Origin of the sequence: Bradyrhizobium algeriense, assembly GCF_036924595.1 — a bacterium.
Taxonomy (GTDB): domain Bacteria; phylum Pseudomonadota; class Alphaproteobacteria; order Rhizobiales; family Xanthobacteraceae; genus Bradyrhizobium; species Bradyrhizobium algeriense.
This window is the reverse complement of record NZ_JAZHRV010000001.1, coordinates 7,762,888-7,786,912: the sequence shown is the minus strand read 5'-3', so window position 1 is coordinate 7,786,912 and position 24,025 is coordinate 7,762,888. Positions and strand designations below refer to the sequence as shown.

Annotated in this window: 27 protein-coding genes, 1 tRNA gene, 1 pseudogene and 1 riboswitch; of the genes and pseudogenes, 14 read left to right on the top strand and 15 right to left on the bottom strand. The window is 62.3% G+C overall.

The genetic code is table 11. The features are described 5' to 3' along the window. Positions 1 to 149: 149 nt before the first annotated feature. Positions 150 to 374, bottom strand: coding sequence for a WGR domain-containing protein (locus V1286_RS37340; protein ID WP_334488866.1), 225 nt, complete (start codon positions 372 to 374; stop codon positions 150 to 152). Beyond that, positions 371 to 945 (bottom strand): annotated as a pseudogene (locus tag V1286_RS37335) (recombinase family protein). The gene V1286_RS37340 and the pseudogene V1286_RS37335 overlap by 4 nt, the downstream one beginning before the upstream one ends. A 131-nt stretch (positions 946 to 1,076) precedes the next feature. Here V1286_RS37335 and V1286_RS37330 point away from each other — a divergent pair. The 3 genes from V1286_RS37330 (at position 1,077) to V1286_RS37320 (ending at position 2,414) form a co-directional block, all read left to right on the top strand. Next, on the top strand, positions 1,077 to 1,910 hold the full coding sequence (locus V1286_RS37330) for a hypothetical protein (RefSeq protein ID WP_334488864.1): 834 nt from the start codon (positions 1,077 to 1,079) through the stop codon (positions 1,908 to 1,910). Between the two features lie 155 nt (positions 1,911 to 2,065). Continuing rightward, positions 2,066 to 2,272, top strand: a complete 207-nt coding sequence (locus V1286_RS37325) for a ribbon-helix-helix domain-containing protein (protein ID WP_334488863.1) — start codon at positions 2,066 to 2,068, stop codon at positions 2,270 to 2,272. Then, complete coding sequence (locus V1286_RS37320; protein ID WP_334488862.1) at positions 2,262 to 2,414, top strand: hypothetical protein; 153 nt, start codon at positions 2,262 to 2,264, stop codon at positions 2,412 to 2,414. Before V1286_RS37325 ends, V1286_RS37320 begins: the two co-directional genes overlap by 11 nt. A 3-nt stretch (positions 2,415 to 2,417) precedes the next feature. Here V1286_RS37320 and V1286_RS37315 read toward each other — a convergent pair whose 3' ends face one another. Next, on the bottom strand, positions 2,418 to 2,897 hold the full coding sequence (locus V1286_RS37315) for a thermonuclease family protein (RefSeq protein WP_334488860.1): 480 nt from the start codon (positions 2,895 to 2,897) through the stop codon (positions 2,418 to 2,420). Between the two features lie 347 nt (positions 2,898 to 3,244). On the opposite strand from V1286_RS37315, the gene V1286_RS37310 reads away from it, so the two are divergent. Beyond that, a complete protein-coding gene (locus V1286_RS37310) occupies positions 3,245 to 3,490 on the top strand; it encodes a hypothetical protein (protein WP_334488859.1) in 246 nt (81 codons plus the stop codon). A 24-nt stretch (positions 3,491 to 3,514) separates the two neighbouring features. On the opposite strand, the gene V1286_RS37305 is transcribed toward V1286_RS37310, so the two are convergent. The 3 genes from V1286_RS37305 to V1286_RS37295 form a co-directional block, all read right to left on the bottom strand. Beyond that, a complete protein-coding gene (locus V1286_RS37305; protein ID WP_334490189.1) occupies positions 3,515 to 3,733 on the bottom strand; it encodes a TIGR02391 family protein in 219 nt (72 codons plus the stop codon). A 14-nt stretch (positions 3,734 to 3,747) separates the two neighbouring features. Continuing rightward, positions 3,748 to 4,407 (bottom strand): hypothetical protein, encoded by a 660-nt coding sequence (locus V1286_RS37300; protein WP_334488857.1) that lies wholly within the window; start codon positions 4,405 to 4,407, stop codon positions 3,748 to 3,750. Between the two features lie 528 nt (positions 4,408 to 4,935). Continuing rightward, positions 4,936 to 5,009: transfer RNA gene (locus tag V1286_RS37295), tRNA-Gly, on the bottom strand. Between the two features lie 142 nt (positions 5,010 to 5,151). Here V1286_RS37295 and V1286_RS37290 point away from each other — a divergent pair. The 6 genes from V1286_RS37290 to V1286_RS37265 all read left to right on the top strand — a co-directional run bounded on the left by V1286_RS37290 (position 5,152) and on the right by V1286_RS37265 (position 8,638). Beyond that, positions 5,152 to 5,730, top strand: a complete 579-nt coding sequence (locus V1286_RS37290; protein ID WP_334488854.1) for a methylated-DNA--[protein]-cysteine S-methyltransferase — start codon at positions 5,152 to 5,154, stop codon at positions 5,728 to 5,730. 9 nt (positions 5,731 to 5,739) lie between these two features. Next, entirely contained in the window at positions 5,740 to 6,579 is an 840-nt protein-coding gene (locus tag V1286_RS37285) for a helix-turn-helix transcriptional regulator (protein ID WP_334488851.1), read from the top strand. Between the two features lie 53 nt (positions 6,580 to 6,632). After that, positions 6,633 to 6,992: a VOC family protein gene (locus tag V1286_RS37280; RefSeq protein ID WP_334488848.1), complete on the top strand. Its 360-nt coding sequence runs from the start codon at positions 6,633 to 6,635 to the stop codon at positions 6,990 to 6,992. 167 nt (positions 6,993 to 7,159) lie between these two features. Continuing rightward, positions 7,160 to 7,561: an SRPBCC family protein gene (locus tag V1286_RS37275; protein ID WP_334488846.1), complete on the top strand. Its 402-nt coding sequence runs from the start codon at positions 7,160 to 7,162 to the stop codon at positions 7,559 to 7,561. Then, entirely contained in the window at positions 7,558 to 8,088 is a 531-nt protein-coding gene (locus tag V1286_RS37270) for a hypothetical protein (RefSeq protein WP_334488844.1), read from the top strand. The genes V1286_RS37275 and V1286_RS37270 overlap by 4 nt, the downstream gene beginning before the upstream one ends. 97 nt (positions 8,089 to 8,185) lie before the next feature. After that, positions 8,186 to 8,638, top strand: a complete 453-nt coding sequence (locus tag V1286_RS37265; RefSeq protein WP_334488842.1) for a hypothetical protein — start codon at positions 8,186 to 8,188, stop codon at positions 8,636 to 8,638. 130 nt (positions 8,639 to 8,768) lie between these two features. On the opposite strand, the gene V1286_RS37260 is transcribed toward V1286_RS37265, so the two are convergent. Beyond that, entirely contained in the window at positions 8,769 to 10,211 is a 1,443-nt protein-coding gene (locus tag V1286_RS37260; protein WP_334488839.1) for an MATE family efflux transporter, read from the bottom strand. Positions 10,212 to 10,421: 210 nt separating this feature from the next. On the opposite strand from V1286_RS37260, the gene V1286_RS37255 reads away from it, so the two are divergent. Then, complete coding sequence (locus V1286_RS37255) at positions 10,422 to 11,759, top strand: PQQ-dependent sugar dehydrogenase (RefSeq protein ID WP_334488837.1); 1,338 nt, start codon at positions 10,422 to 10,424, stop codon at positions 11,757 to 11,759. Between the two features lie 89 nt (positions 11,760 to 11,848). On the opposite strand, the gene V1286_RS37250 is transcribed toward V1286_RS37255, so the two are convergent. Beyond that, complete coding sequence (locus V1286_RS37250; protein ID WP_334488835.1) at positions 11,849 to 12,955, bottom strand: 2'-deoxycytidine 5'-triphosphate deaminase; 1,107 nt, start codon at positions 12,953 to 12,955, stop codon at positions 11,849 to 11,851. Between the two features lie 109 nt (positions 12,956 to 13,064). Then, a riboswitch (SAM riboswitch) is annotated at positions 13,065 to 13,144 on the top strand. Positions 13,145 to 13,216: 72 nt separating this feature from the next. On the opposite strand from V1286_RS37250, the gene V1286_RS37245 reads away from it, so the two are divergent. Beyond that, positions 13,217 to 14,410, top strand: a complete 1,194-nt coding sequence (locus V1286_RS37245) for an O-succinylhomoserine sulfhydrylase (protein ID WP_334488833.1) — start codon at positions 13,217 to 13,219, stop codon at positions 14,408 to 14,410. 180 nt (positions 14,411 to 14,590) lie between these two features. On the opposite strand, the gene V1286_RS37240 is transcribed toward V1286_RS37245, so the two are convergent. From V1286_RS37240 to V1286_RS37230, 3 genes are read right to left on the bottom strand one after another with little or no spacing between them, the layout of a single operon-like run. Beyond that, positions 14,591 to 15,622: an SGNH/GDSL hydrolase family protein gene (locus V1286_RS37240; RefSeq protein ID WP_334488830.1), complete on the bottom strand. Its 1,032-nt coding sequence runs from the start codon at positions 15,620 to 15,622 to the stop codon at positions 14,591 to 14,593. Between the two features lie 13 nt (positions 15,623 to 15,635). Next, a complete protein-coding gene (locus V1286_RS37235) occupies positions 15,636 to 16,388 on the bottom strand; it encodes an SGNH/GDSL hydrolase family protein (protein WP_334488827.1) in 753 nt (250 codons plus the stop codon). Continuing rightward, on the bottom strand, positions 16,385 to 17,626 hold the full coding sequence (locus tag V1286_RS37230; RefSeq protein WP_334488825.1) for an OpgC domain-containing protein: 1,242 nt from the start codon (positions 17,624 to 17,626) through the stop codon (positions 16,385 to 16,387). Before V1286_RS37230 ends, V1286_RS37235 begins: the two co-directional genes overlap by 4 nt. A gap of 233 nt (positions 17,627 to 17,859) precedes the next feature. Here V1286_RS37230 and apaG point away from each other — a divergent pair, with 233 nt between their 5' ends. Continuing rightward, on the top strand, positions 17,860 to 18,252 hold the full coding sequence (gene apaG, locus V1286_RS37225) for a Co2+/Mg2+ efflux protein ApaG (protein ID WP_334490187.1): 393 nt from the start codon (positions 17,860 to 17,862) through the stop codon (positions 18,250 to 18,252). Positions 18,253 to 18,519: 267 nt separating this feature from the next. Here apaG and V1286_RS37220 read toward each other — a convergent pair whose 3' ends face one another. The 3 genes from V1286_RS37220 to V1286_RS37210 form a co-directional block, all read right to left on the bottom strand. Beyond that, complete coding sequence (locus V1286_RS37220; protein WP_334488822.1) at positions 18,520 to 19,527, bottom strand: Hsp33 family molecular chaperone; 1,008 nt, start codon at positions 19,525 to 19,527, stop codon at positions 18,520 to 18,522. Between the two features lie 264 nt (positions 19,528 to 19,791). After that, complete coding sequence (gene argF / locus V1286_RS37215; RefSeq protein WP_334488818.1) at positions 19,792 to 20,718, bottom strand: ornithine carbamoyltransferase; 927 nt, start codon at positions 20,716 to 20,718, stop codon at positions 19,792 to 19,794. Then, positions 20,718 to 21,926, bottom strand: coding sequence for an aspartate aminotransferase family protein (locus V1286_RS37210; RefSeq protein ID WP_334488815.1), 1,209 nt, complete (start codon positions 21,924 to 21,926; stop codon positions 20,718 to 20,720). Before V1286_RS37210 ends, argF begins: the two co-directional genes overlap by 1 nt. A 516-nt stretch (positions 21,927 to 22,442) precedes the next feature. On the opposite strand from V1286_RS37210, the gene V1286_RS37205 reads away from it, so the two are divergent. Next, the gene (locus V1286_RS37205; RefSeq protein WP_108519551.1) at positions 22,443 to 22,952 is read left to right on the top strand and encodes a GcrA family cell cycle regulator; all 510 of its coding nucleotides are present in this window, start codon (positions 22,443 to 22,445) and stop codon (positions 22,950 to 22,952) included. Positions 22,953 to 23,038: 86 nt separating this feature from the next. Here the strand turns inward: V1286_RS37205 and V1286_RS37200 are convergent, their stop codons facing one another. Then, positions 23,039 to 23,980, bottom strand: coding sequence for a LysR family transcriptional regulator (locus tag V1286_RS37200; protein ID WP_334488808.1), 942 nt, complete (start codon positions 23,978 to 23,980; stop codon positions 23,039 to 23,041). Positions 23,981 to 24,025: the final 45 nt, after the last annotated feature.

The window sequence follows — 24,025 nt, the reverse complement described above, 5'->3', positions numbered from 1 at the left end:
AAATCGATTCGGTTGTGCCTAGCCTCAGCCTGGGCGAGACTACTCTGTCAGCCCCGCCGGGAGACGGTGGATTAAGCAAGAAGCTGGCGCTACGTTTCAAATTTCCGCTCTCTCGACACGCTTTGCTGAGGTAAGCCAGGATCAATCGTCTAGCGGTAGCCGCGCTTTCGCTTCTGCGCCCATTTTGAGATCATGGCGATGTCGGCCAGGCCGCGGGACGAATACGCTTCAATCCGAACTGTGCCAGCACGCCCAATGCGCCCCCATTCTCGCACAAGGGAGCACTCGCCAAACAGCGTAGGCTGAATATCTAGCTTGTAATACCGTGCCATGTTGTAGTGATGGTCAACACGGGTGAGCATGATTGCGGTCATGCGATTTCCTCCTCTTCTTTTTGAATTTGCAGGGCGCGCGATATGGTTGAGGCATGACAACCAAGCAGCGCACTAATCTCCCGCAGGCCGCGCCCTTCACCTTGCAGATCCCGCGCGTGCGCGATCTGCTGCTGGCTGAGCTTGAACTTGGGCCCGAAGCTTCGGCCTAAAATCCGCGCGCGCTCCCTGCCCTCTTTCGTCCTGGCCAAGATAAATGCGCGTTCGAGCTGGGCGAAAGCCGAAAGCATCGTCAGCATAGCCGCGGCTTGCGGTGAGTTCGTGTTGGCCCAAGGCTCGGTCAACGACTCGAAGGTCGCGCCCTCGCCTCGATGTCATGCACGATGTTAAGAAGATCACGCGCCGAAGGCGCCAGGCGGTCAATCCGCGTGACTGCTAACACATCGCCCTGGTCGAGCGCGGCAATCGCACGGGCGAGCTGTGGCCGGTCCGCCCTTATCCCGCTTATCTTTTCGCTGAAGGCCTTGACAGCGCTAGCGGCCTTTAGCGCATCGACTTGCCCAGCATGATCCTGCTCGGTGGTAGAGACGCGGGCATAGCCGTATTTCAACACTGCCAATTTGCAACAGACTTATGCAACGGTCAAAGCCGTTGCGAAGACTTATGTCTACCAGTGTTGCATTAATCTTGACTTGTGCAACAGCGGCGTGTTTGCACTAAATGGCTCAACCCGCGAGCGCGGGCATGGCGGGGGATTCTATGGAATGGATCGGCCTAATCGTGGTTGCTGCCGGCGCGTATTTTCTGGGACGTGGTTCGCGTTCCACCAAGACCAAAGGGTCTGCCGCGGTCACCCGGTCCGGGCTGAGTTCTGCATCCGATCGTGACCTGATGCTGGCCACCTTTCGCCGAGAGTTGGCCAACTACCTGGTGCGGTTTGATCCTGATCGATTTTTGCGCCTGTATCACAAGGCGCGATCAGTTGAAGCTGAAATCGAAAAGGCTAGCAACAAGGAACGCGAGGCGCACTTTCTTCTCATCACGAAGCGATACCCGCTCTATGAGGATTTCGATTTCCTCGGTACGCGCGAGCACGTCCTTTATGCCGACGCCTTCGATCGTCATTCCATTGACGAGATCGAGGAGCATTTCCTAAACCTCGTCAAATTCCATGCGCTGCAACGTGCTGACGACAAGGACTGGGAGTTCAGGGGGCCAGCGACCAGCGATCGAGACCTTGACCACCTGGAAAAATATATCCCGAAGATCAAGGACACCCGTTTCCTACAGAAACTCCAAGCTGCATTGCGCGAGTTTTTGGCTCAGAGAACCGCTACCAACTTCGAGCTACCCCGCGGCCAGGTAGTGTATGAAACAAGCACATTAGTGGTGTTTCGAGTGCCCCACATAGTGGAAAGCCGGTACGGATTTCATTTCAAAGAGACGAACGAGTTTGGATTATACAGCGTTTACTATTTCGATGACGGCGGACGGTCCTCTGAGAGGTTCTATCGCTCCGACGCAACTTTTGAAGCTGAACAACACCTCGATCACTTGCGCATTGACGAATCAATCTAAATCCTCGCCCTCTCCGCCAGCGGATTCACGGCCTGGGGCTGGCGGCCGTGATTAATAAACCCATTTTGTGGCTCCGGCGGTCTGTCACCTGCCTACGACCGGGCGTATTACATCGTTAGTATTTTATTCAGCAATTGGGCGTAGTGTTTTTGCCCATGAGCAAACCAGTCATCTCCTTCCGTCTCTCCGAAAGCGAACTGCAGACCCTCGATGAGGCCTGCCGTCGCTTTAACGAAAGCCGTTCACAGGTGGTCAGCCGGGCGATCAAGTCCCTTCTGACGGAATATGTCGACCGCGACGGCAAACTCATTCGACAGCCGTACTGGATGCCCAACATGGACGGGAAGTACAATGCGAGTTGATCCCAACCGGCTGATTCTCGTACTCGCTGTTATCATCCTTGCCGGCATGGCCGGTGCATGGAACTACCGGCTTGAAATCGGTAAGGAGGGTCTGAAGTTTGAGACCAACGCCGCAAAGGTTGTTTCTCGCCAGATTGACTAGGAACTATCGTCTTGCTGGAAACTGCCGCTCGATGATCTTGGGCCAGTCCGGCATCCTGGGACAGCGCGTCTTTCCGCACACAAACGGAACGGCCAGTTCTTCAGCTATCAGCGTCTCGCCGACGTTCTTCCCGTTGAGCGCCAGCAGACCGCACTTCCTTCCGCCGTTGCACTCCTTCGTCCCGATGGTGCTTGCGGGGCAGGAGCAGACAACTTCGGTCAAGTCCAGCGGGCCGCTGTGTAGCAGTTCGCCAAGGCGCTGCATGACTATGGTCGCCAAAGCCCTTTCATCCGCTGACACCTTGCGGCGTCGCGTCCAGATTTCGGGAGTATCGAAGCCAACCAGCCGGTACCGCTGTGGCCCGACGTCGATGGTGTCGCCGTCTACCACGGCAATGGCGTCAACGCTGATGGGCTCTGGATGAACGCTTTGCCCAGACAAGGCCAAGAGAACGGCCGCTCCAGCCAGCGCAAGGCGCTTCATTCTTCTGTTCTTCCGTTCGGCAACGATTCGCGGCCTGGTTATCAACACCCGCCAAAGACAGTAGCGGGTGGCTGTTCCACTCTCAACCGGTAGCGCGATTTGCCAGCACGCATGTCCGGCGCTGAGATGCGCCATGCCCTGGCGCCGCAAACCCAATTCTCGCTTGCGCTACTGGTCGAACGGACGACCAGCGGAGGCCAAGGCGCGCGGCTTTAAGACCATCCTGGTCTACTGCGTTGGGCCGCCCGATCGAAACCCTCGCCCCCGGTGCTGGCATTCGTCGGCCGTGCCTGACGCAGGATCCAAAGGGACGCCTGAATGAATTGCAGACGACATGCCTATCCTCGATGAAACGGATCGGAAGCCTCTCAGCGAACCTGCGTGAATCCTTCAAGGGCGACCTGTTGAAACAAGTTCGCCATCTGATGCGCATACTCATCGACGAGGTCTATCCTGAGATGATCGCGCAGGAGCGCAATGAGGCACGGTGGAACGAAATCAAAGAGCGGACACGTGTGCAGGCGGGGCAGCTAAGCGACCTGCTTAACCTCGAACGCAGTACCGCATCGCCTCAGATGTCGGACTTGCGTTGAATGTTCCTCGATATCCGCAGACAATCAGACGCGTGGAGGCATACGGGCCTGATCGAGACGTCGGTGGATTAGGGAGACGATCGAGAGAAGATCTTCGGCATCCTCCTTGGACATCGGCCAATGAATGCGCGCTTCGTGGGCCGCTGTGTTTCGGAACATTCCGAAGGGTCCGCGAACAAGATTAGCAAACCCACTTTGTTCGCTGCGCTCGCTCATGGAGGGGCGCGCGTTGATCGCCAACAGGGGAGGGTCGCCGCCTAATACACGGTCGACCAGCGCTGCTCCGTCATCGGATATCCCGACCGAGACCGCATCTTGACCGCGACGCTCTTGACCGCCTCCTGAACCGCGTGAAAGTAGTCGTCCGACAGCAACTCTGCACGGCAGCTTCGTGCCGGGTCCTGTATGCCGAGCAGACCGTCACGGGTCGTATGCAGCAAGTCGCGATGTTCGGGCCGATCGGGAAGAAATTCTCCGGCGTCGACCGCCACGTAAGCGAGCGATGGCTCGGCCGCCGCCTGGAGTAAGGCTACGAGTGAATGCAGGTGGCCGACCCAGAAATCCTCCGACAGGGCTGAACTGTTAGATGGGGTGCCCCCGTCGGGAGTACGGTAAGCGGCGGCTTCTGTTATGATGAATGCGCTCCCGCTCGGCGCGCGCCTCACGATTTCGACCAGGGATGCGGCCTCAAGACTGCCGCTGACAATACAGCTGACGACCCGGAAGGCCCTCTCGATCTGGTCCGAGGCAAGTTCGGAGCTGACGTAGCGCCGCCAAGCTTGCGGAAAGCACCGCTTCACTTGGGCCAGTGTCGCCTCTGCGTCGTTGCCGGGCGGCAGAACGACGACGATACTCGCAAGGCAGGCCGATCGCCTTTGCGAAACATCCGCAGCAGTGCGGCGATGGAAGCATTCCACCTAGGGCTATTGTCTCCCAATAGGAACAGATCCGCGCACCCGAGCGCGGGTCCGTTCTTCCGGAAAGAACTCCAACAGCCCGTCGTCATTCGCTTCGGCGGCGTCCGACATCCGGTCCTCCGCTTTCGGGCGCCCCGGTCGCTCCAGGCAACTTCAGTTGGAGACGAGAACTGCCCCTGTTGAGTGCGCAGCAAAGATCAAAATCTTTCGCCGGCTCCAAGGATTCGATTGCCACTAAATCAGGCGCCAAGATGCCGTGCGAGCGAATGCGACGTCGGCGTCGACAAGACACCAACTGGACACCACCCGCAGGCCAACAGCCAAATGATTGAAATCTGGCGCTCCTAGGGGAATCGAACCCCTGTTTCAGCCTTGAGAGGGGCTAAGCTTATCCCACCGGTTTTCGGGGACGAGCTTGATTTGCCTTGGCCTGAGAATTGTACAGCCGTTGTACGGATTTTCGTTTGGAAGCGAGCCGCTGTTCTCTAATTTCCTAAGAAGAGCCCATTATATCAGCATTTCTGAGCTTGGAGCGGGCGAAGGGAATCGAACCCTCGTATGCAGCTTGGGAAGCTGCCGTTCTACCATTGAACTACGCCCGCGGGTCGCGCCCCATGATTAGCCGACCTCGCGCGATCCGCCAAGCAGTTCCGTTGCCCGTTTCGCGTCACTGTTAACTTCCCCAAAATTCCGGATGCGCTTCGTCAGGCCGATGTTATGATCCCTTCGGGGCTTGGTGAGTGTATGACGGGGCGTGGCTACACTATTTTTGACACGGGGATCGGCCGCTGCGGCATCGCGTGGGGACCGTCGGGCATCATTGGTGTGCAGCTTCCTGAGGTGCGCGAGATCGATACGCGGCGGCGGCTGTTTCAGCTCTATCCGGATGCGCGCGAACATCGCCCTCCCCCGAATGTCCAGGCTGCAATCGACGGCATCACAGCCCTGCTGCGCGGGGCGGCGTGCGATTTCGCCGAGGTTGCGCTGGATATGGCCGGCATTCCGGCCTTCAGCCAGCGCGTCTACGCCTATGCGCGCGAGATCCCGCGCGGGGAGACCCGGACCTATGCGGAAATTGCCTCGGCCTTGCGCGCATCTGGCGCGGTCTATTCGGTGGCGCAGGCGATCGGCCGCAACCCTTTCATGATCATCGTGCCCTGCCACCGCGTGCTCGAAGCCGGCAACTATGCCGACAAGATCTCGCCGCACGGCGGGGCGATCTCCAAGCGGCGGCTGCTCTCGATCGAGGGCGCGAGCCCGACCGCCAGCAAGACGCTGTTCGACGTGCTGCTGCCGGTTGCACCGCCGCGCGCGCATCCCTAAATCTGCGGGATGACGGCGACCACGCTTCTCGAACGCAAATCCATTTCGGTTTCCGACTTTCGCTGCACCGCGGTGCCCGGCGACAAGCCGTTTGCGGAGCAGCATAGCCGTTATTCGATTTCCTATGTGCGCAAGGGCAGTTTCGGCCTGCATTGCCGCGGCAAGTTCAGCGAACTGGTGGCGGGATCGGTTTTGATCGGCCATCCCGGCGATGAATATACCTGCACCCACGAGCACGTCTGCGGCGATGAGTGCCTGTCGTTCTTCCTCGCGCCCGAACTAGTGGAAGCGATCGGCGACAGCCAGATCCCCTGGCAGATCGGCTCCGCACCGCCGCTGCCGGAACTGGTGGTGCTTGGGGAACTGGCGCAATCGGCAGCAGATGGCAGCAGCGATATCGGGCTCGACGAGATCGGTCAGGTGCTGGCGAGCCGCTTTGTCGAGGTGGTTTCCGGCAAGCCGCGCAAACAGGGCCCCGATGCGGCGCGCGACCGCCGCCGCGCGGTAGAAACCGCGCTGTGGATCGATGCCCATTCGCACCGGCCAATCACTCTGGAAGACGCCGCCGATCAGGCCGGAATCAGCCCCTTCCATTTCCTGCGGCTGTTCTCGGATGTGCTCGGCGTGACGCCCCACCAATATCTGCTGCGCTCGCGGCTGCGCCATGCGGCGCGGCGGCTCGCCGATGACGACAGCCCGGTCACCGATATCGCCTATGATGTCGGCTTTGCGGACCTGTCCAATTTCGTGCGCACGTTTGGCCGCGCCGCCGGCGCCTCGCCGCTAAAATTCCGCCAGGCCTCGCGGGGTGACCGCAAGATTTTCCAAGAACGGCTGGCCCTCCACTGACTAGGCTTTCTCCAGGCCGCGCGACTTCGCAGCGCTTCCAACTGGAGAAACTCATGTACGACCACATCGGATTACGCGTCGGCAACCTCGACGCCAGCGTGCGCTTCTATACGGCGGCGCTCGCGCCGCTCGGCTTCGTGCTGTGCTCGCGCGACGATGCCGGCGCAGGCTTCGGCCCGAAGGGCGCGCCCGCGCTCTGGCTGCATTTGCACAAGGGATCGGCGGGGTCAGCGGCGCATGTCGCGTTCCGCGCCAAGGATCATGCGGCGATCAAGCAATTCCATGCCGAGGGCCTGAAGGCCGGCGGCCGCGACAATGGCAGCGCCGGACCGCGCGCCGATTACAGCCCGACCTATTACGCGGCGTTTTTGATCGATCCCGACGGCAACAATGTCGAGGCGGTTTGCACGTGATCTCTCCGCGTCATTGCGAGCGAAGCGAAGCAATCCATGTCTCGGCAAGTGGCGAGATGGATCGCTTCGTCGCTGAGCCTGTCATCTGGGCGCGCATTCGCGCGACCCGTTGGCTCCTCGCAATGACGAATTCAACAATCATCACCTAACAACAACGGACTAGAACCATGGCCTCCATCCAGAAAGAAATCATCATCGACGCCTCCCCCGACGACGTCTGGGACGCGCTGCGCGATTTCGGCGCACTGCATACGCGGCTGGTGCCCGGCTTCGTGACCGACACCCAGCTCGACGGCGACGCGCGCATCGTCACGTTTTCGAACGGCACGGTCGCGCGCGAAATCCTCGTTGACTGCGACGACACGAAGCGGCGACTGGTCTATGCCATCGTCAGCGAGCGCATCAGGCAGCATAGCGCCTCGGCACAGGTTTTTGCCGAAAGCGACGGCCGCACCCGCTTCGTGTGGATTGCGGATGTGTTGCCGAACGAGATCGCCCCCTATATGGACGCGCAGATGAATCTCGGCACACAGGCCATGCAGAAGGCATTGGGACGCAGCGCGGCATGACGTCAGCGTTTCTCGACGCCCTCGGCGCGGACGGCCCCTCGGCCGACCGCGCCGGCAAGATGGATCTCTACGGCCGCTTCGTCGGTTCCTGGGATCTCGATGTCAGGCATTTTTCCGAAGATGGCCGCGAACGCCGCCGCGCCGGCGAATGGCATTTTGGCTGGGCGCTGGAGGGGCGCGCGATCCAGGATGTCTGGATCGTGCCGCCACGCGGCGAACTGCGCAACCGCGATGCCGCGGCCAATTTCAATTCGTACGGCACCACGCTGCGGGTCTACGATCCTGATATCGACGCCTGGCGGATTCAATGGACTGACCCAGTCACGCGGACTTTCCTGCAGATGATCGGCCGGGCGGAAGGCCGCGACATCGAGCAGATGGGCACGCGGCCGGACGGCCAGTTGGCCCGCTGGAGTTTTAGAGACATCACCGCCAACTCGTTCCTCTGGCGCGGCGAAGTCTCGGCGGATGCGGGTGCAACATGGCGCGTCGTCACCGAGTTCACCGCCCGCCGCAGGAAAGCGTGATCTTTCGCACAGATCGGTTCCCTGCCCGCTCCTAGCCTCGGCGCGTGCGTCCGAATGGCGCCGCGCCCGCGGCCGCCCGCGCATGAGGAGTCGAACCATGACTGGAGCTGACAAGGTAGTCTGTCAGGCGGCCACGCTGCTTTTGCTGTTCACCCTGACTGCGACGCCGGCCAAGGCGCAATTCGCCGGCGGCGGCGGAGACATGATGACGCAGATGGCGCCGATGCTTGAAATGATGAAGGCGAAAATGGGCAAGCGCCGCTTCGCCATGATGATGCAGACCATGGGCCCGATGATGAGCCGCATGATGGAAGGCGGTGGCGGTGGCTTTGGTGGCATGACGGGCGGAATTTCAGCCGGCGGCGGCTACGTCCCCGAGGGTTATGGCGTGGGCACCGGCGGCATGAATTTCGGCAGCACGGGCGGCGGAGATGTCATGGGCATGCTCGGCGGCGGTGGCGGTGGCGAGCTGATGAGCATGGTCCCGCAACTGATGCGCATGGCCAATGTTGGCGGCGGCCGCCACGGCCGGCGTCACCGGCGGCGGTAAGGATCCCGTCATTCCGGGGCGATGCGAAGCATCGAACCCCGAATCTCGAGATTCCCCGGTGTGCAATTTAACACCTGAGGTCTGGTGCTAACGCACCATCCCGGAATGAGGTCTTTGTTAGTAGCGGATATCACGGCAGCGCCGGCCGCACGGTGGGGACGGCGCGCTGCTTCGGCCCCCAGCGGGTCAGCATCACGCTGACGCACGACAGCACGCCGAGCAGCACCATCGAGGCCGCCGCCAGCTTGAAGAAGTCCTGCGCGGTCGCATCGTGCGCGGACAGCCACCAGCCGCCGGTGCCGATAAACAACAGCCGCGCGGTCTGCGCCAGCACCGGGCCGATCATCTTGGCCGCGCCTTGCGATGAAAAATAGCACGTCGTGGCAAGGCCGAGGAAAGCATACATCGGCGCCGCCGTGGACAAATACTGCCGGCTGGCGGCGCGTACGCTCGCATCGTCGGTGAAGAGATTGACCCAGATGTCGGGGAATACAGCAATGACGCTCGCAACCGCGCCGAGCGAGACGAATGCGACGACCCCCGCGATCCAGCAGATCCTGCGGGCCCGCGCGATACGTTCCGCGCCGATCGCCATGCCGACCATCGGCACCGAGGCGATGCCAACCGCAAATGAAATCGACGTCAGCATGAATTCGAGCCGCGCGCCGATGCCGTAGCCGGCGAGGATTTCGGTGCCGAAACTCGCCAGCATGTGGGTGAAGATGCTGATGGTCAAAACCGATTGCAGCGGCGAGAAGCAGGAGATGGCGCCGACTTTCAGAATGTCGATGAACATCGGCATGCGAATGCGAAGGCCGCGAATTTTGGGAATGACGCGCGCGCGGCCCGAGAACAGATACCAGGACATCACGGAGATGCTGATCATGTAGGCGATCAGCGAACCGGCGGCGACGCCGCGCATGCCGAATTGCGGGATCGGGCCGAGGCCCAAGCCCAGCGTGCCGCCGAGAATGATCTGGCAAATGGCCGACGAGAGCATCATGAGCGACGGCAGCTTCATGTTGCCGGTGCCACGCAAAATGCCCGACATCGTATTCATCAGCCACGGCACCACCGCGCCGCCGAAGAAGATCTGCGTATAGGCCACCGCCTGCGCCAGCACATTGCCGCGCCCGCCGAGCAATTCCAGCAGCGCAGGGCCGAAGATCAGCATGCCCAGCATGAAGGTCAAGCCGAAGCAGAGCCCGATCAGGAGCGCATGCGCAGCCAGCGTCGAGGCGCGGTCGATATCGCCGGCGCCGAGCGCGCGCGCGATCGCCGAGGCCACGCCGCCGCCCATGGCCCCGCCCGACATGGTCATGGTCAGGATCACGATCGGAAAAACCAGCGCCATCGCCGCCAGCGATTCCACGCCGAGACGCCCGATATAGGAGGTCTCCGCGATCACGACGCAGGTGCCGGCGGTCAGCGCGATCACGTTCGGCCAGGCCAGCCACAGCAGCGTGCGCAGGATCGGGCCGTCAAGCAACGCATTCTTCACCGGCGCTTCAGGCGGCGGAAGCAGGCGTTCCTTCTCGTCGACAGGAATTTCGGCAACGCCGATATCGGACATTTCTGCTCCCCGCGCGCGGACTTGGGTAGCCGCGGCGCGCGCTTTCCTAGCATGACGGGGAATGATTCCACGTGCGAAAGGCGCAATGGGGGCCTGCGCGATTGCAGGCGAGGCGTCGCCGGCAGCCCATTTCACGCGAAATTCATGCCGGACCACGCGAACGTTCCGGCGGGGACCGCATTGTACGATCAACCTGCCGAGGAACCCGCCATGCGTAACAACCTCCTTCTCCAGGCAGTATGCATCGGCGCGCTGGCGCTGCCGCTGGCCGCCTGTAACGACCCCAAGGACACCGCGACCGTGGCGCAGAGCTATGGTCCTTCGCCCAACCTGCCACCGCCGGAACATTCGTGGATCCCGACGGTCGATATCGCGTCCGTCAACCGCTGGCCCGACGGCGCCAAGCCGATCGCCGCCAACGGGATGACGGTCAATGCCTTCGCCAGCGGGCTCGAGCATCCGCGGACGGTCTATGTGCTGCCGAACGGCGACGTGCTGGTCGCCGAGAGCAACGCGCCGCCGAAGCAGAGCGGCATGAGCATCAAGGGCTTCATCTACGGGTTGGCACAGAGCCGGGCGGGCGCAGGGGTTCCGAGCGCCAACCGCATCACACTGCTGCGCGATGCCGATGGCGATGGCGTTGCCGAAACGAGAAGCACATTCCTCAGCGGGCTGAATTCGCCGTTCGGCATGGTGCTGGTCGGCGAAGATTTCTATGTCGCCAATGCCGATGCGATCGTGAAATTCCCCTATCACGAAGGCGACACCAAAATCAGCGCGCCCGGCGTCAAGCTTGCGGACCTGCCTGCCGGCACCCGCAATCACCACTGGACCAAGGACCTCACCGCCAGTCCTGACGGCACGAAACTCTACGCAACCGTCGGCTCCAACAGCAATGTCGGCGAAAACGGCATGGAAGCCGAGAAGGATCGCGCGGCGGTTCTGGAGGTCGACCGGGCCAGCGGCCAATGGCGCGTATTCGCCTCGGGCCTGCGCAACCCCAACGGCCCGGCATGGAATCCGAAAACCGGCGAGCTCTGGGTCGTCGTCAACGAGCGCGACGAACTCGGCAACGATCTCGTTCCCGACTACATGACCTCGGTGAAATCAGGCGCGTTCTATGGCTGGCCGTACAGCTATTATGGCGATCACGTCGACACGCGCGTCGAGCCGCAACGGCCCGACCTGGTGCAGAAGGCGATGACCCCGGACTATGCGCTCGGCGCGCATACGGCCTCGCTTGGGCTCGCCTTCAACACCGGCAATCTGTTTCCTCCCGAGATGAAAGACGGCGCCTTCATCGGCCAGCACGGCTCGTGGAATCGCAAGCCCCGCGCCGGCTACAAGGTGATCTTCGTTCCGTTCAAGGACGGCAAGCCTTCGGGTGCGCCGCAGGACGTGCTGACCGGTTTCCTCAACGACAAGGGCGAGGCGCAGGGCCGCCCCGTCGGCGTGCGCCTCGACAAGCAGGGCGCGCTGTTGGTCGCCGACGACGTCGGCAACACGATCTGGCGCGTAACGCCGGCGGCTACGTCAGCATCGCGGTAGATGCACCGTCATTGCGAGCGAAGCGAAGCAATCCATTCCTCAGCTTGCGGCGCGATGGATTGCTTCGCTTCGCTCGCCGCAATGACGAGTCACACCCGGAAATGCTTGGAGAGCTTCAACCCCTGCGCCTGGTAGTTTGAGCCGATGCGCTGGCCGTACAAGGAGTGGGGCCGCGACAGCATTTTCTCATAGACCAGGCGGCCGACGATCTGGCCGTGCTCGAGGATGAACGGCACCTCGCGCGAGCGCACTTCGAGCACGGCGCGCGCGCCCTGCCCGCCGGCGCCGGCATAGCCGAAGCCGGGATCGAAAAATCCCGCGTAGTGCACGCGGAATTCGCCGACCAAGGGATCGAACGGCACCATCTCGGCGGCGTAATCCGGCGGCACCTGCACGGCTTCCTTCGAGGCCAGGATGTAGAATTCGCCGGGATCGAGGATGAGGCTGCCGTCCGGGCGGGCCGGGATCGGCTCCCAGAACTCATCGACCGCATAGCCGCCGCGTCGATCGATATCGACCACCCCCGTGTGGCGCTTGGCGCGGTAGCCGACGAAGCCTGATGTGTTTTCGCCGGAGAGATCGACTGACAGCGCCACGCCATTGGCCAAATCTGCGTCGTCGATATCGACCAGCCGCTCGGCGCCGTGCAATGCGTCGAGTTCGTCGGCGTTGAGGATGGCATCGCCGGTGCGGAAGCGCACCTGGCTGAGCCGCGAGCCCTCGCGCAGCAGTACCGGAAACGTCTTCGGGCTGATCTCGGCATAGAGCGGGCCGTGATAGCCCGCGCCGATCATGTCGAACCGTCGCGTGCCGTCGGCTATCACGCGGGTGAAGACGTCGAGCCGCCCGGTGGAGCTCTTCGGATTGGCGGCGGCAACGATCTGCGGCGGCAACGCGAGACTTTCCAGCAGCGGCACGATGTAGACGCAGTTGGTCTCCAGCACCGCGCCGTCGGAGAGGTCGATTTCGTGCAGCTTCAACTCGTCGATGCGCTCGGCAACCGTGGCGCCGGGACCGGGCAGGAAGCTCGCGCGCACCCGGTAGGCGATGTTACCCAGCCGCAGATCGAGGCTTGCCGGCTGGATCTGGCTTTCGACAAAGGGATATTCCGGCAGGATCAGGCCCGCATCCGCCATCGCCGCGATCATGCGGTCGGGCAGAATTCCGTTGGCGTCGGGCGGAAGCGTGAACGGCACGGCGCGATCCTCAATACGGCCCAAATGTTATCCAAACCTCGTAAATATGGGCTTTTAGGGGTTATCCGATGGCCGCCTTGACGGGAAGGGCGCGAGGTAATATCAGCATGACTTATCCCGTGGTGATTTGAGCCGGCCGGCTTGCAGCCACGTTAAATAAATCGCTAAACAGGCCGGGGACACGTGTGATCCCGGCCTGTGGAAATTTTTCCAGGCCGGTTTTTTGTGACCATTTTCAAGGATGGTCACGACGGAGGTCACATGCCTGAGACTGGTTCTACCAAGCGCTATCGTCCCGAAACCCGCCTTGTCCATGGCGGCACGCTGCGCTCGCAATTCGGCGAGACGTCGGAGGCGTTGTTCCTCACCCAAGGCTACGTCTACGACAGCGCGGAGCAATGCGAGGCCCGATTCAAGGGCCAGGAGCCAGGCTTTATCTATTCGCGCTATTCCAATCCGACGATTGATATGTTCGAGCGCCGCATGATCGAACTCGAGGGTGCGGAAGCCGCGCGCTCGACCGCGACCGGCATGGCCGCGGTAACGACCGCGATCCTCGCACCGCTCCGGGCCGGCGACCACGTGGTTGCTTCGAGAGCTCTGTTCGGCTCGTGCCTTTACGTGGTGCAGGACCTCTTGCCGCGCTACGGCATCGAGACGACGCTGGTCGACGGTCTTGATCTCGACCAGTGGCAGCGCGCATTGCGGCCGAACACCAAGTCCTTCTTCCTGGAGAGCCCGACCAATCCGACGCTCGACGTGCTCGACATCCCGGCGATTGCCGAGATTGCGCACAGTGGCGGCGCACGGCTGATCGTCGATAACGTCTTCGCCACGCCGATCTGGCAGAGCCCGCTTTCGCTTGGCGCCGACGTCGTGGTCTACTCCGCGACCAAGCATATCGACGGCCAGGGCCGCTGCCTGGGCGGCATCATCCTGTCGTCGGAAGCTTTCATCGCCGAGCACATCCACAACTTCATGCGCCAGACCGGGCCATCGCTCTCGCCGTTCAACGCCTGGGCCCTGCTCAAGGGCCTGGAGACGCTTGGCGTGCGCGTGCGCGCGCAGACCGAGACGGCAGGCAAGGTCGCCGACGCGCTGGCGTCGCACCCGAAGATTTCGCGGCTGATCTATCCCGGCCGCGCCGATCACCCGCAAGCCGAACTGGTGAAGAAGCAGATGCGCGCCGGCTCGACGCTGGTCGGCTTCGAGGTCAAGGGCGGCAAGCAGGCCGCATTCCGCTGCCTCAACGCGCTGCGGATCGCGCGCATCTCCAACAATCTCGGCGACGCCAAGAGCCTCGTCACCCATCCCGCGACGACGACGCATCAACGGCTGACGCCGGAGGCGCGCACGGAGCTCGGCATCAGCGAAGGTTTCATTCGTTTCTCGGCCGGGCTTGAGCATGCCGATGATCTGATCGAGGATTTTGCGGCTGCGCTGGAGAAGGCGTGAGGTTCGCGCTTACCCTCCCCTGGAGGGGGAGGGTCGGCTCGCGTTGAGCGCAGCGAAATGCGGGACGGGGTGGGGTGACGGTCTCTCAACTCGGGCACTGTTCGCGAGGAGAGACCGTCACCCCACCCCGCCGCGCGTTTCACGCGCGTCGACCCTCCCCCTCCAGGGGAGGGAAGCGCATCACATCGGCCTATACGCGCGCACGTCCGACGGCACGTTGACGCCGAGCTTGATCTGGCCGACCGACTTGATGATGTCGTCGCCGAGCAGTTGGGCGAAGCAGGCGTAGCCCCAGTCGCTCATGTGCAGGCCGTCGGCGATCACGAAGTTCTCGATCGGGATCGCTTGCTTTTCGTGCCAGTCTTTCATGACAGCGAAGCGCGGAAACAAGCCGACCTTGCGAAGCTCGGCGGTCTTGTTCAGCAGCGTCATCATCTTGCCGGCGCTTTCGGCGTGTTCGTTGACCCGCGGCGAATATTGCGGATCGATCAGCACGACGTCGGCGCCAACCGCCTGAATGCGCGTAATGCCCTCTTCGACGAGTTTCGCGGTCTCCGCCGGATCGAGGTTGCGCAGCACCGCATTGGTGCCGACCTGCCAGATCACCAGGTCCGGATGCAGGTCGATGACGGCGGTCTGCAGCCGCTTCATCATTTCCGGCGCATCCTCGCCGCCCTTGCCGGCATTGATGACGGAGATGTCGGCCGTCGGATATTGCCGGCGCAATTGCGCGGCGAGCCGGTTGGGATAGTTGAAATCCGGCGAGGTCGCACCAAAACCGGCGGTCGACGACGATCCGAACGCGACGATCACCACCGGCTGCCCCGCGACGAGCTTGCTCGCGACGCGCGGCAGCGACCCCATCGATTTGGAGGCGCCCTTCGGCGGCAGGCACGGAACACGGCTGAAGATGTCGCCGGCCGATTTCGCAACCTCCTTCACCTTGTCGATCGCCTTGCCGGTGATGCCCTTCTGCGCCGTCGGATTGACGGCGGCCGAGGGAACGGCCTGCGGCGGGGCGCTTTCAGCCGAAGGCTTTTTTTCAGCCTTGTTGTCAGTTTTGGCGTTATCGGACAGCGCCGCCTGCTGGGCGGTCTGTTGCGGGGCCGTCTGGGCAAGCAGCGGAAGCACCGAGGCGGGCATCAATAGCGCCAGGCTCGCGGCAAAGACGATCGGCAATGTCGACAAACAAAAAGGGTAGTAACGACTCATTAACGCTAGTTCCCTAATTCTGCTGCGCCTGATCGAGGCGAGCCGCATCGAGCACAAATTTCGACAACGCGCGGCCGAGGCAGCCATGAACCCGTTTGGCCATGTCGGTGCCGTGAAAAGTACTGAACAGGTCGAAATCTCCGGCATCATTCCAGTGACGCATGATGGCAAACCGGTCAAACAGCGGAACATTAAGCTGCTGCGCCACCACGCGCATATTATCTAGGTATGGCGGCGCAGAAATCATCGTCTCCGTGCGCGGGCTGTATTGCGGATTAATCAGAACCACATCGGCTCCCGCATTTTGCAGCGCAGCAACCCCGTCCCCGACGGCGCCGCGAAAATCGTCGGGATCGACGGATCGCATAGCATCGACGGTTCCGGTCTGCCAGATGACCAAAGTAGGCCTTTTTGCTTCCACCAGCTTAACGAGGGTGGTGTCAGTCTCCTCCGCAGTTTTCCCGGGCTGTAGTTCTACGGATAGGTTGATCTGGATCGAGGGCAGCTTCTCCTTCAAGGCGGCCTGCAATTGGGCGGGATAGGCGCTGTCGGCCGAAGCGGCGATGGTCGAGGAACGACTACCCACCACGAGGATGGTCAGCGGCCGGCCGTTCTTGACGGCCTCGGTGACCTTCGGCAGCAGGCTTTCGGTGCTCAGCAGATAGGCCGGCACCTCGCAGGTGGCATCCTCGGCCCGCGCCAAACCGGTAACCGCAAGGCCGGCGAGCAGCGACAGGGCTAGTACGGCACCAGAACCGGGCCTCATACGCTCCCTCCAGCCATATCGGCATTGCCGCCCGTGCGCTTGGTCCTGGACGCATCTTTGTCGGCCGAATGCTTGTACCACGAAATCACCCACGCGACGCCCCACATGATGAGGATTCCGGCAAGGCTGACCAGGGCGTGCGTGACAGCACCCCCGCCAACTTCGGCCAGCACGAAGTGCCCTGCGAAGGCCAGGAAGACGCCGAGGCAGAATATCTCAAGCGAATGCTGACCACACAGGATCAATGGTCGCAGCCAGCGCGATTTCAGACCCGACCAATCCTTGGGCAGGATGCGCACGGTGAGCGCAGCCAGCGCCAGGAAATGGGCAAACCGCAGCACGTCCAGATCCGTCTTGGTGATCGGATACATCCACTGTTCGAGCCGCTTCGGCATCAGGAAGTTGAGCTGCGGGATGTGCCAGGTCAAGGTGACGAAGAATGCGAACGTGACATAGACAATGCAAATCCACATCGTCACCGGCGACGACAGGACTCGCGACATCCGTGCGGCGCCGCCCAGCGCGCACCACGCGCCGAACACGAACAGCAACTGCCAGCAGAACGGATTGAAAATCCAGAAGCCGCTCGGATAGGCCGCCAGATACCAGTCGAACTGCCAGGTCAACGCATACAGCAGCACCGACAGGCCAAGCGCGACGTCGGCCCGCCACTTCATCAGCCACAGGATGACAGGCAGAAACAGCATCAGCACGATGTAGAGCGGCAGCACGTCCATATTGACGGGACGGAAGCGCAACAGCAGCGCCTGGATGATAGTGACATCCGGCTGCTTGAGAAAATCCATGATGCCCATTTCCTCGCTGTAGAGCGGGTTCTCGAAACGGGTGGCGACGTAGGAAATTTCGGCGAGGAAGATCACGAACAGGAACACATGGGCGACGTAGATCTGCCAGACCCGGCGCATGATGCGCGCGGTGGCCACCACGAAGCCGGCCTGCAGCATCGCGCGGCCGTAGACGAAGGCGGCGGTGTAGCCGGAGATGAAGATGAAGATCTCGGCGGCGTCGGAAAATCCGTAATTGCGGATGGTGAACCAGGTCAGAATGTTGGTCGGCAGATGGTCGATGAAGATTAGCCACAGCGCCAACCCGCGAAACAGGTCGAGCCGCAATTCGCGCTCGCCGGCAACGGGCAGCGTGATCGCCGGCGCGGAAGCCACCGCGGCCTTGGTATCGCTGATAGGCCTTCCGGCAACTGGATCGGCAATGGACGACATCTGGCACCGCTAGCTTAGCTTTTACGCGTGCACTGTCCGGGGAGATAATATCGGCCCGCAACTTGCAAACAAGATACGCAAACAGATACGGAGCCGGACCGCGCGCGGGTGCGCTCTAGAACGGAACTATGTTGAAACCGCGATCAAACAAGCGGCAAACCCGGCTGACCGGAGATTGTTCCCCCGGCATTCTTGGCTATGATACGGAACAGGATTTCCGAAAGCTTGCCCGCATGTACCGCGCCGTCACCCGCCAGATCGAAGTTACCGTCGAGCCGAACTTCCTCCCCGAGCGCTCGTCGGTCGATCGCGGCCAATATTTCTGGTCCTACACCATCGTCATCACCAATACCGGCGCCGAGACCGTGCAGCTCCGCACCCGGCACTGGATCATCACCGACGCCACCGGCCACAAGCAGGACGTCCGCGGCGAAGGCGTGGTCGGTGAGCAGCCTGTGCTGGCGCCGGGCGAGCGCTTCGAATACACGAGCGGCGTGCCGCTGCCGACCGCGTCGGGCTTCATGACCGGGCGCTACCAGATGGTCAGCGCAAGCGGCGAGCGGTTCGAGGTCGATGTGCCGACGTTCTCGCTGGATAGCCCGGATAACAAGCGGGTGTTGAATTAGGGGCAACGTGCCTTCCTTCGTAGCCCGGATGGAGCGCAGCGCAATCCGGGACAGGTTTGGCCGGCGGTGAGAATCCCGGATTGCGCGGAGCCTGTCATCGGGCGCGCATTCGCGCGACCCGTTGGCTCCATCCGGGCCACGGATTCCGACGGATTTCAGGGGCATCGTTCCGGCCCCTTCATTGCGAGCGAAGCGAAGCAATCCATAGCGCGGCTTGCGGAGACGTGGATTGCTTCGCTTCGCTCGCAATGACGGCGAAACGGTCGCCTACTCCTCCACGCCCGCTTCATGCGGGGTGAACTGGTAGACCGAGGAGCAGAACTCGCAGGTCACCACTACCTTGTCGTCTTTCACCATCTCGGCGCGGTCTTTCGGCGCAAAGCTTTTCAGCATCGCAGAGACCGCCTCGCGCGAGCAGGAGCATTGCGCGCGCAACGGCAGCGGCGTGAACACGCGCACGCCGCGTTCGTGAAACAGCCGATACAGCAGGCGCTCGCCCGACAGATCGGGATCGATCAGCTCGACATCCTCGACGGTGCCGATCAGCGACTGGCCCTCGACCCAGGCATCATCCTCGGCAACGGAATGCGTCACCGCGCCATCAGGTGCATCGCCGGGATGCAAATCGGCCTGCCGCGCGCGCTCCGGCGCCTTGGGCAGAAACTGCAGCAGCATGCCGCCGGCGCGCCAGCGGTGCTTCGGGCCGCTACCGTCGCCGCCGCGCCATTCCTCGCCGACCGCGAGCCGCACGCGGGTCGGGATCTGCTCGGAGCGCAGGAAATATTCATGCGCGGCGTCCTCGAGACTGCCACCGTCGAGCGCCACCAGGCCCTGGTAGCGGCTCATGTCCTGTCCTTGGTCGATGGTCATCGCCAGATGGCCCTTGCCGAGCAGTTGGCCAGAATCCTGGCCTTCCTTCAGCCGCCTCGCGTCATAGCGCGCATAGGCGCGCAGGCGATCCGGCGACTGGAAATCCACGATCAGGAACGAGACCGGGCCGTCCGTCTGCGTCTGCAGGATGAAGCGGCCGTCGAATTTCAGCGCCGTGCCGAGCAGCGTCGCCAGCACGATCGCTTCCCCAAGCAGCTTGCCGACAGCAGGCGGATAATCGTGCTTGGTCAGAATGTCGTCGAGCGCGGGGCCGAGCCGGGTCAGCCGCCCGCGCAGATCGAGTTCTGCGACCTCGAACGGCAGCACCGCGTCATCGACGGGAACGGACGAGGGCGCGCGAACGGGCGCCTCGGTCGTGATTTTGATATCTGATTGTGAATCCATGGCGCCTTATCTGGTGTCGGAACATGCAAAACGAAAGGGGTTGAAGAGCGGCGAAACTATCTCCACACGTCGTCCCTGCGAACGCAGACCATGACCACCGGCGTCGTTGGGCCGCAGGTCCGTAGCCCGGATGGAGCGGAGCGCAATCCGGGACCGCTCACGCCGCTTGCACTTTCCCGGATTTCGCTTCGCTCCATCCGGGCTACGAACTAGGTCGCTGCGCCTAGTGCGCAATTGCGCACTAGGCAGGGACGACGGAGAGAGCTACGCCACTTCGTTAAAACACCAGGCCAATATGCCCTTTTGCGCGTGCAGGCGATTTTCCGCTTCGTCGAACACCACCGATTGCGGACCGTCGATCACTTCGTCGGTGACTTCCTCGCCGCGATGCGCGGGCAGGCAATGCATGAAGATCGCATCACTCTTCGCCAGCGACATCAGCTTCTCATTGACCTGATAGGGCTTGAGCACGTTGTGGCGATGTTCGCCGTCCTTGTCGCCCATCGACACCCACGTATCCGTGACGACACAGTCGGCGCCGCGGACGGCGGCCTCGGGATCGTTGCCGAGCACGATGGGCGCTTGCGTCGCCTTGATCCAGTCCTTCATCGCCTTGTTCGGCGCGAGCTGCGGCGGGGTCGCGACATTGAGCTGGAACTTGAAACGCTCCGCCGCATGCGCCCACGACGCCAGCACGTTGTTGTCGTCGCCGGTCCAGGCCACGGTCTTGCCCTCGATCGGCCCGCGATGCTCCTCGAAGGTCATCAGATCGGCCATCACCTGGCAGGGATGCGAGCGCCGCGTCAGCCCGTTGATGACGGGCACGGTGGCGTGCGCGGCCAGTTCCAAAAGCGCGTCGTGATTGAGGATGCGGATCATGATCGCATCGACATAGCGCGACAGCACGCGCGCGGTGTCGGCGATGGTCTCGCCGCGGCCGAGCTGCATTTCGGCCCCGGTCAGCATGATCGACTCGCCGCCGAGCTGGCGCATGCCGACATCGAACGACACCCGCGTGCGCGTCGAGGGACGTTCGAAGATCATCGCCAGCGTTTTGCCTTCGAGCGGCTTCTTGCCCTTGTCATGTGCCTTGAGCTTCGCCTTCATGTCGGCGCTCAGCGCCAGCATGTTGCGCAACTCCTTCGGCGGCAATTCGTTGATGTCGAGGAAGTGACGGACGGATTTGCTCATCATCCCGCCGCCTTCTTCAACTGATTACCCGACAGCGCGACGCAGGCGCGCTCGAGCATCTGAACGGACTCGTCGATCTCGGCCTCGGTCACGATCAGCGGCGCCAGGAACCGCACCACATTGTCGCCGGCGCCGACGGTGAGCAATTTCTCGCCGCGCAACGCATTGACGAGATCGCCTGAGGGCACCACGGCCTTGACGCCGACCAGGAGCCCCTCGCCGCGCACTTCCGAGAGCACGGCGGGATAGCGATCGACCACGGAGGCGAGTTTCTGTTTCAGCAGCAGCGACATCTTCTGCACATGGTCGAAGAAGCCGGGCTTCAGCATCACGTCGAGCACGGCATTGGCGGCAGCGATCGCCAGCGGATTGCCGCCGAAGGTCGAGCCGTGCGAGCCCGGCGTCATGCCGGAGGCGGCCTCGGCGGTGGCCAGCACCGCGCCGATCGGAAAGCCGCCGCCGAGCGCTTTCGCCAGCGACATCACGTCCGGCGTCACGCCGACGCGCTTGTAGGCAAAGAGATCGCCGGTGCGGCCCATGCCGGTCTGCACCTCGTCGAACGCCAGCAGCAGGCCGTACTCGTCACAGAGCTGGCGCAGCGCCTTGAAGAAAGCCTGCGGCGCGGAGCGCACACCGCCCTCGCCCTGCACCGGCTCGATCAGGATACCCGCGGTGTGCGGCCCGATCGCCTTCTTCACCGCTTCGAGATCGCCATGCGGCACCTGGTCGAAGCCGTCCATTGGCGGGCCAAAGCCTTCGAGATATTTGGCGGAGCCGGTGGCGGCGAGCGTGCCGAGCGTGCGGCCGTGGAACGCGCCCTCGAACGTGACGAGCCGATAGCGCTCGGGATGCCCCTTGGAGAATTGATAGCGGCGCACGACCTTGATCACGCCTTCCATCGCCTCGGCGCCGGAATTGCAGAAGAACACCAGGTCGGCAAAGCTCTGCTCGCAGAGCCGCGCGGCAAGTTTATCGCCATCCGGGCTCTTGAACAGGTTCGACATGTGCCAGAGTTTTGTCGACTGTTCCTGCAGCGCCTTGATCAGGTGCGGATGGCAATGACCCAGCGCGTTCACCGCAACGCCCGAGGTGAAGTCGAGATAGCGCTCGCCATTGGTTGCGGTCAGCCAGCAGCCCTCGCCGCGTTCGAAGCCGAGATCGACCCTGGCGAAGACGGGGAGCAGATGCGACGTGGCGCTATTGGTCATGGCGATCACAAATGGTTTGCACTGAAGGTTTGAGACCCGCTTTCAAGACCTGCCGCGGAGCACACGCGTGCAGTGGCGCGAAGGCGGCAACGGCCGGTCTTGCGAAAACGAAACGTGCCGCCTCTTAAGGGCGGCACGTAGGAGGCATTCTATGTGGGCGGGGGGCGCTGTCAACACGCCACGAAGCCGCCTCTCCTGCACTGCAAGATGGGAGAATCCGTAGGATTGCGGTGTGGTGGAAAACACGCAGTGCAATGCCTAGATGTCGGAACATGTGGACGCGCGGGCCCGGACTCTTGCGCCGGAGTCACGCCATATTGTAGCTTTTGGGCTGTCGGGTACGACATCTCGTGCGGCAGTTCTGATCCCAAGAGTCCATTTTGTACAGCGTAGACGTTCGGGCCGGTTTCCGCGCCCGGCGAGGGCTAAGGGATTCTGACCGCAGGGATTTTAGAGACGAATGACGTCGCCAGCGCTGCCCCTGATTGGCCGGCGCGATGCGAAGGGAAGAATACGATGACGGTATTGACCTGGTCCGACGATCGCGTCGAGCAGCTGAAAAAGCTCTGGGAAGCCGGATTATCGGCCAGCCAGATCGCCGCGGAACTCGGAAATGTGACGCGAAACGCAGTGATCGGCAAAGTGCACCGGCTGGGCTTGTCCGGCCGCGCCAAGAGCCCCTCCTCGGCCGCCCCGCGGCAGCGCAAGGCGCGTCCGGCCCAGCAGATGATGCGGGTGTCGCGCCCGGTCTCGCGCGGCAACACCGCGCTGGCGCATGCCTTCGAGGTCGAGATGGAGCCCGATCCGATCGCCGTCGACAATGTGGTGCCTATGAGCCAGCGGCTGTCGCTGCTCGAACTGAACGAAGCCACCTGCCACTGGCCGGTCGGCGATCCCTCAAGCCCGGAATTTTTCTTCTGCGGCGGCAAGGCACTCGCGGGCCTGCCCTATTGCGCGCATCACTCGCGCGTTGCGTATCAGCCGGCTGCCGACCGGCGCAGGCAGCAGCCGAAGCCGACGAGGTAGTTGCTATCGTCCCGGCCTTGAGCCGGGACCCATAACCACAGACGTTCGTGGTCAGGTTTGGCTGGTGCGCCAGCCCGTTTCAACAATCAACGCCGCACGCGGACAAGCGATTTCGTGACTTCCCGCGTGCAATCGATAAACGACGCGACCGCAGGGCCAAGCGTTCGATTCTTCAAAAATACGATTTCGGCCGAAATCCGTGGGCCCGCCGATTTTAACGGCAAAACCCTCAAAGCGGCTTGATGCGCGCTTAATGCCGCGACGGACATGGGAAGAATTCCTACAAATTCTCCGCTCGCAATAAGCGACACGGTGAGCTGAATAGCTATCGTTTTGACCAACGGCTTCGGTGGCGAAAAGCCATTCGCTCGAAATACCTCGCCAACGAGCGCGCCTGGCGCGCTGTCATAGGGTGGCAGGACCCAATTGCCCTTAATGATGTCCGTGAGGTCAATTCGGCGCTTTCGCGCCAATTCACTTTGCGCCCCCACAACGAAGACAAAGGGTTCATCGAACAGGACTTCGGAATGGAAGTCCTCGTGCTGTCCCGTGGCTCTCGTAATCAGCAGATCAATTTTGCGCTCGCGCAGTTCCTGAATTTGATGTCCACCCGGATTGGTCAGCTTCACGTCAAGCTGAACGCCGGGATGTGCCTTGGAAAATTCCCGCACGATAGCCGGCACCAGGCTGTGCAGAATGATGTCGGTGCATCCCACCCTCACCTCGCCCGAGTTTGGATCGGACAAATGTTGGAGCGAGCGAAGGCCTTGTTGCATCTCGTCGAAGACATTGATGCCGCATCGAAGCAACACCTCGCCATAGGCCGTGAGTTCGGCGCCCTGCGAGCCTCGATCGAACAATCGCACGCCGAGCGTGCCTTCAATTTCGGATATCGCCTTGGAGACGGCAGGATGTGAAATTCTGAGCCTGGCAGCCGCCTTCGCCATGCTGCCGGTGTCGGCAACCGCCATCACAATATGAAGGTCCCGCAACTTGATGCGGCGGCCAATTCGATCCGACCAGTCCATTCGGGCTTAACCCAGCGGTTACAGGGATGCCGCAATTTTCGGTCT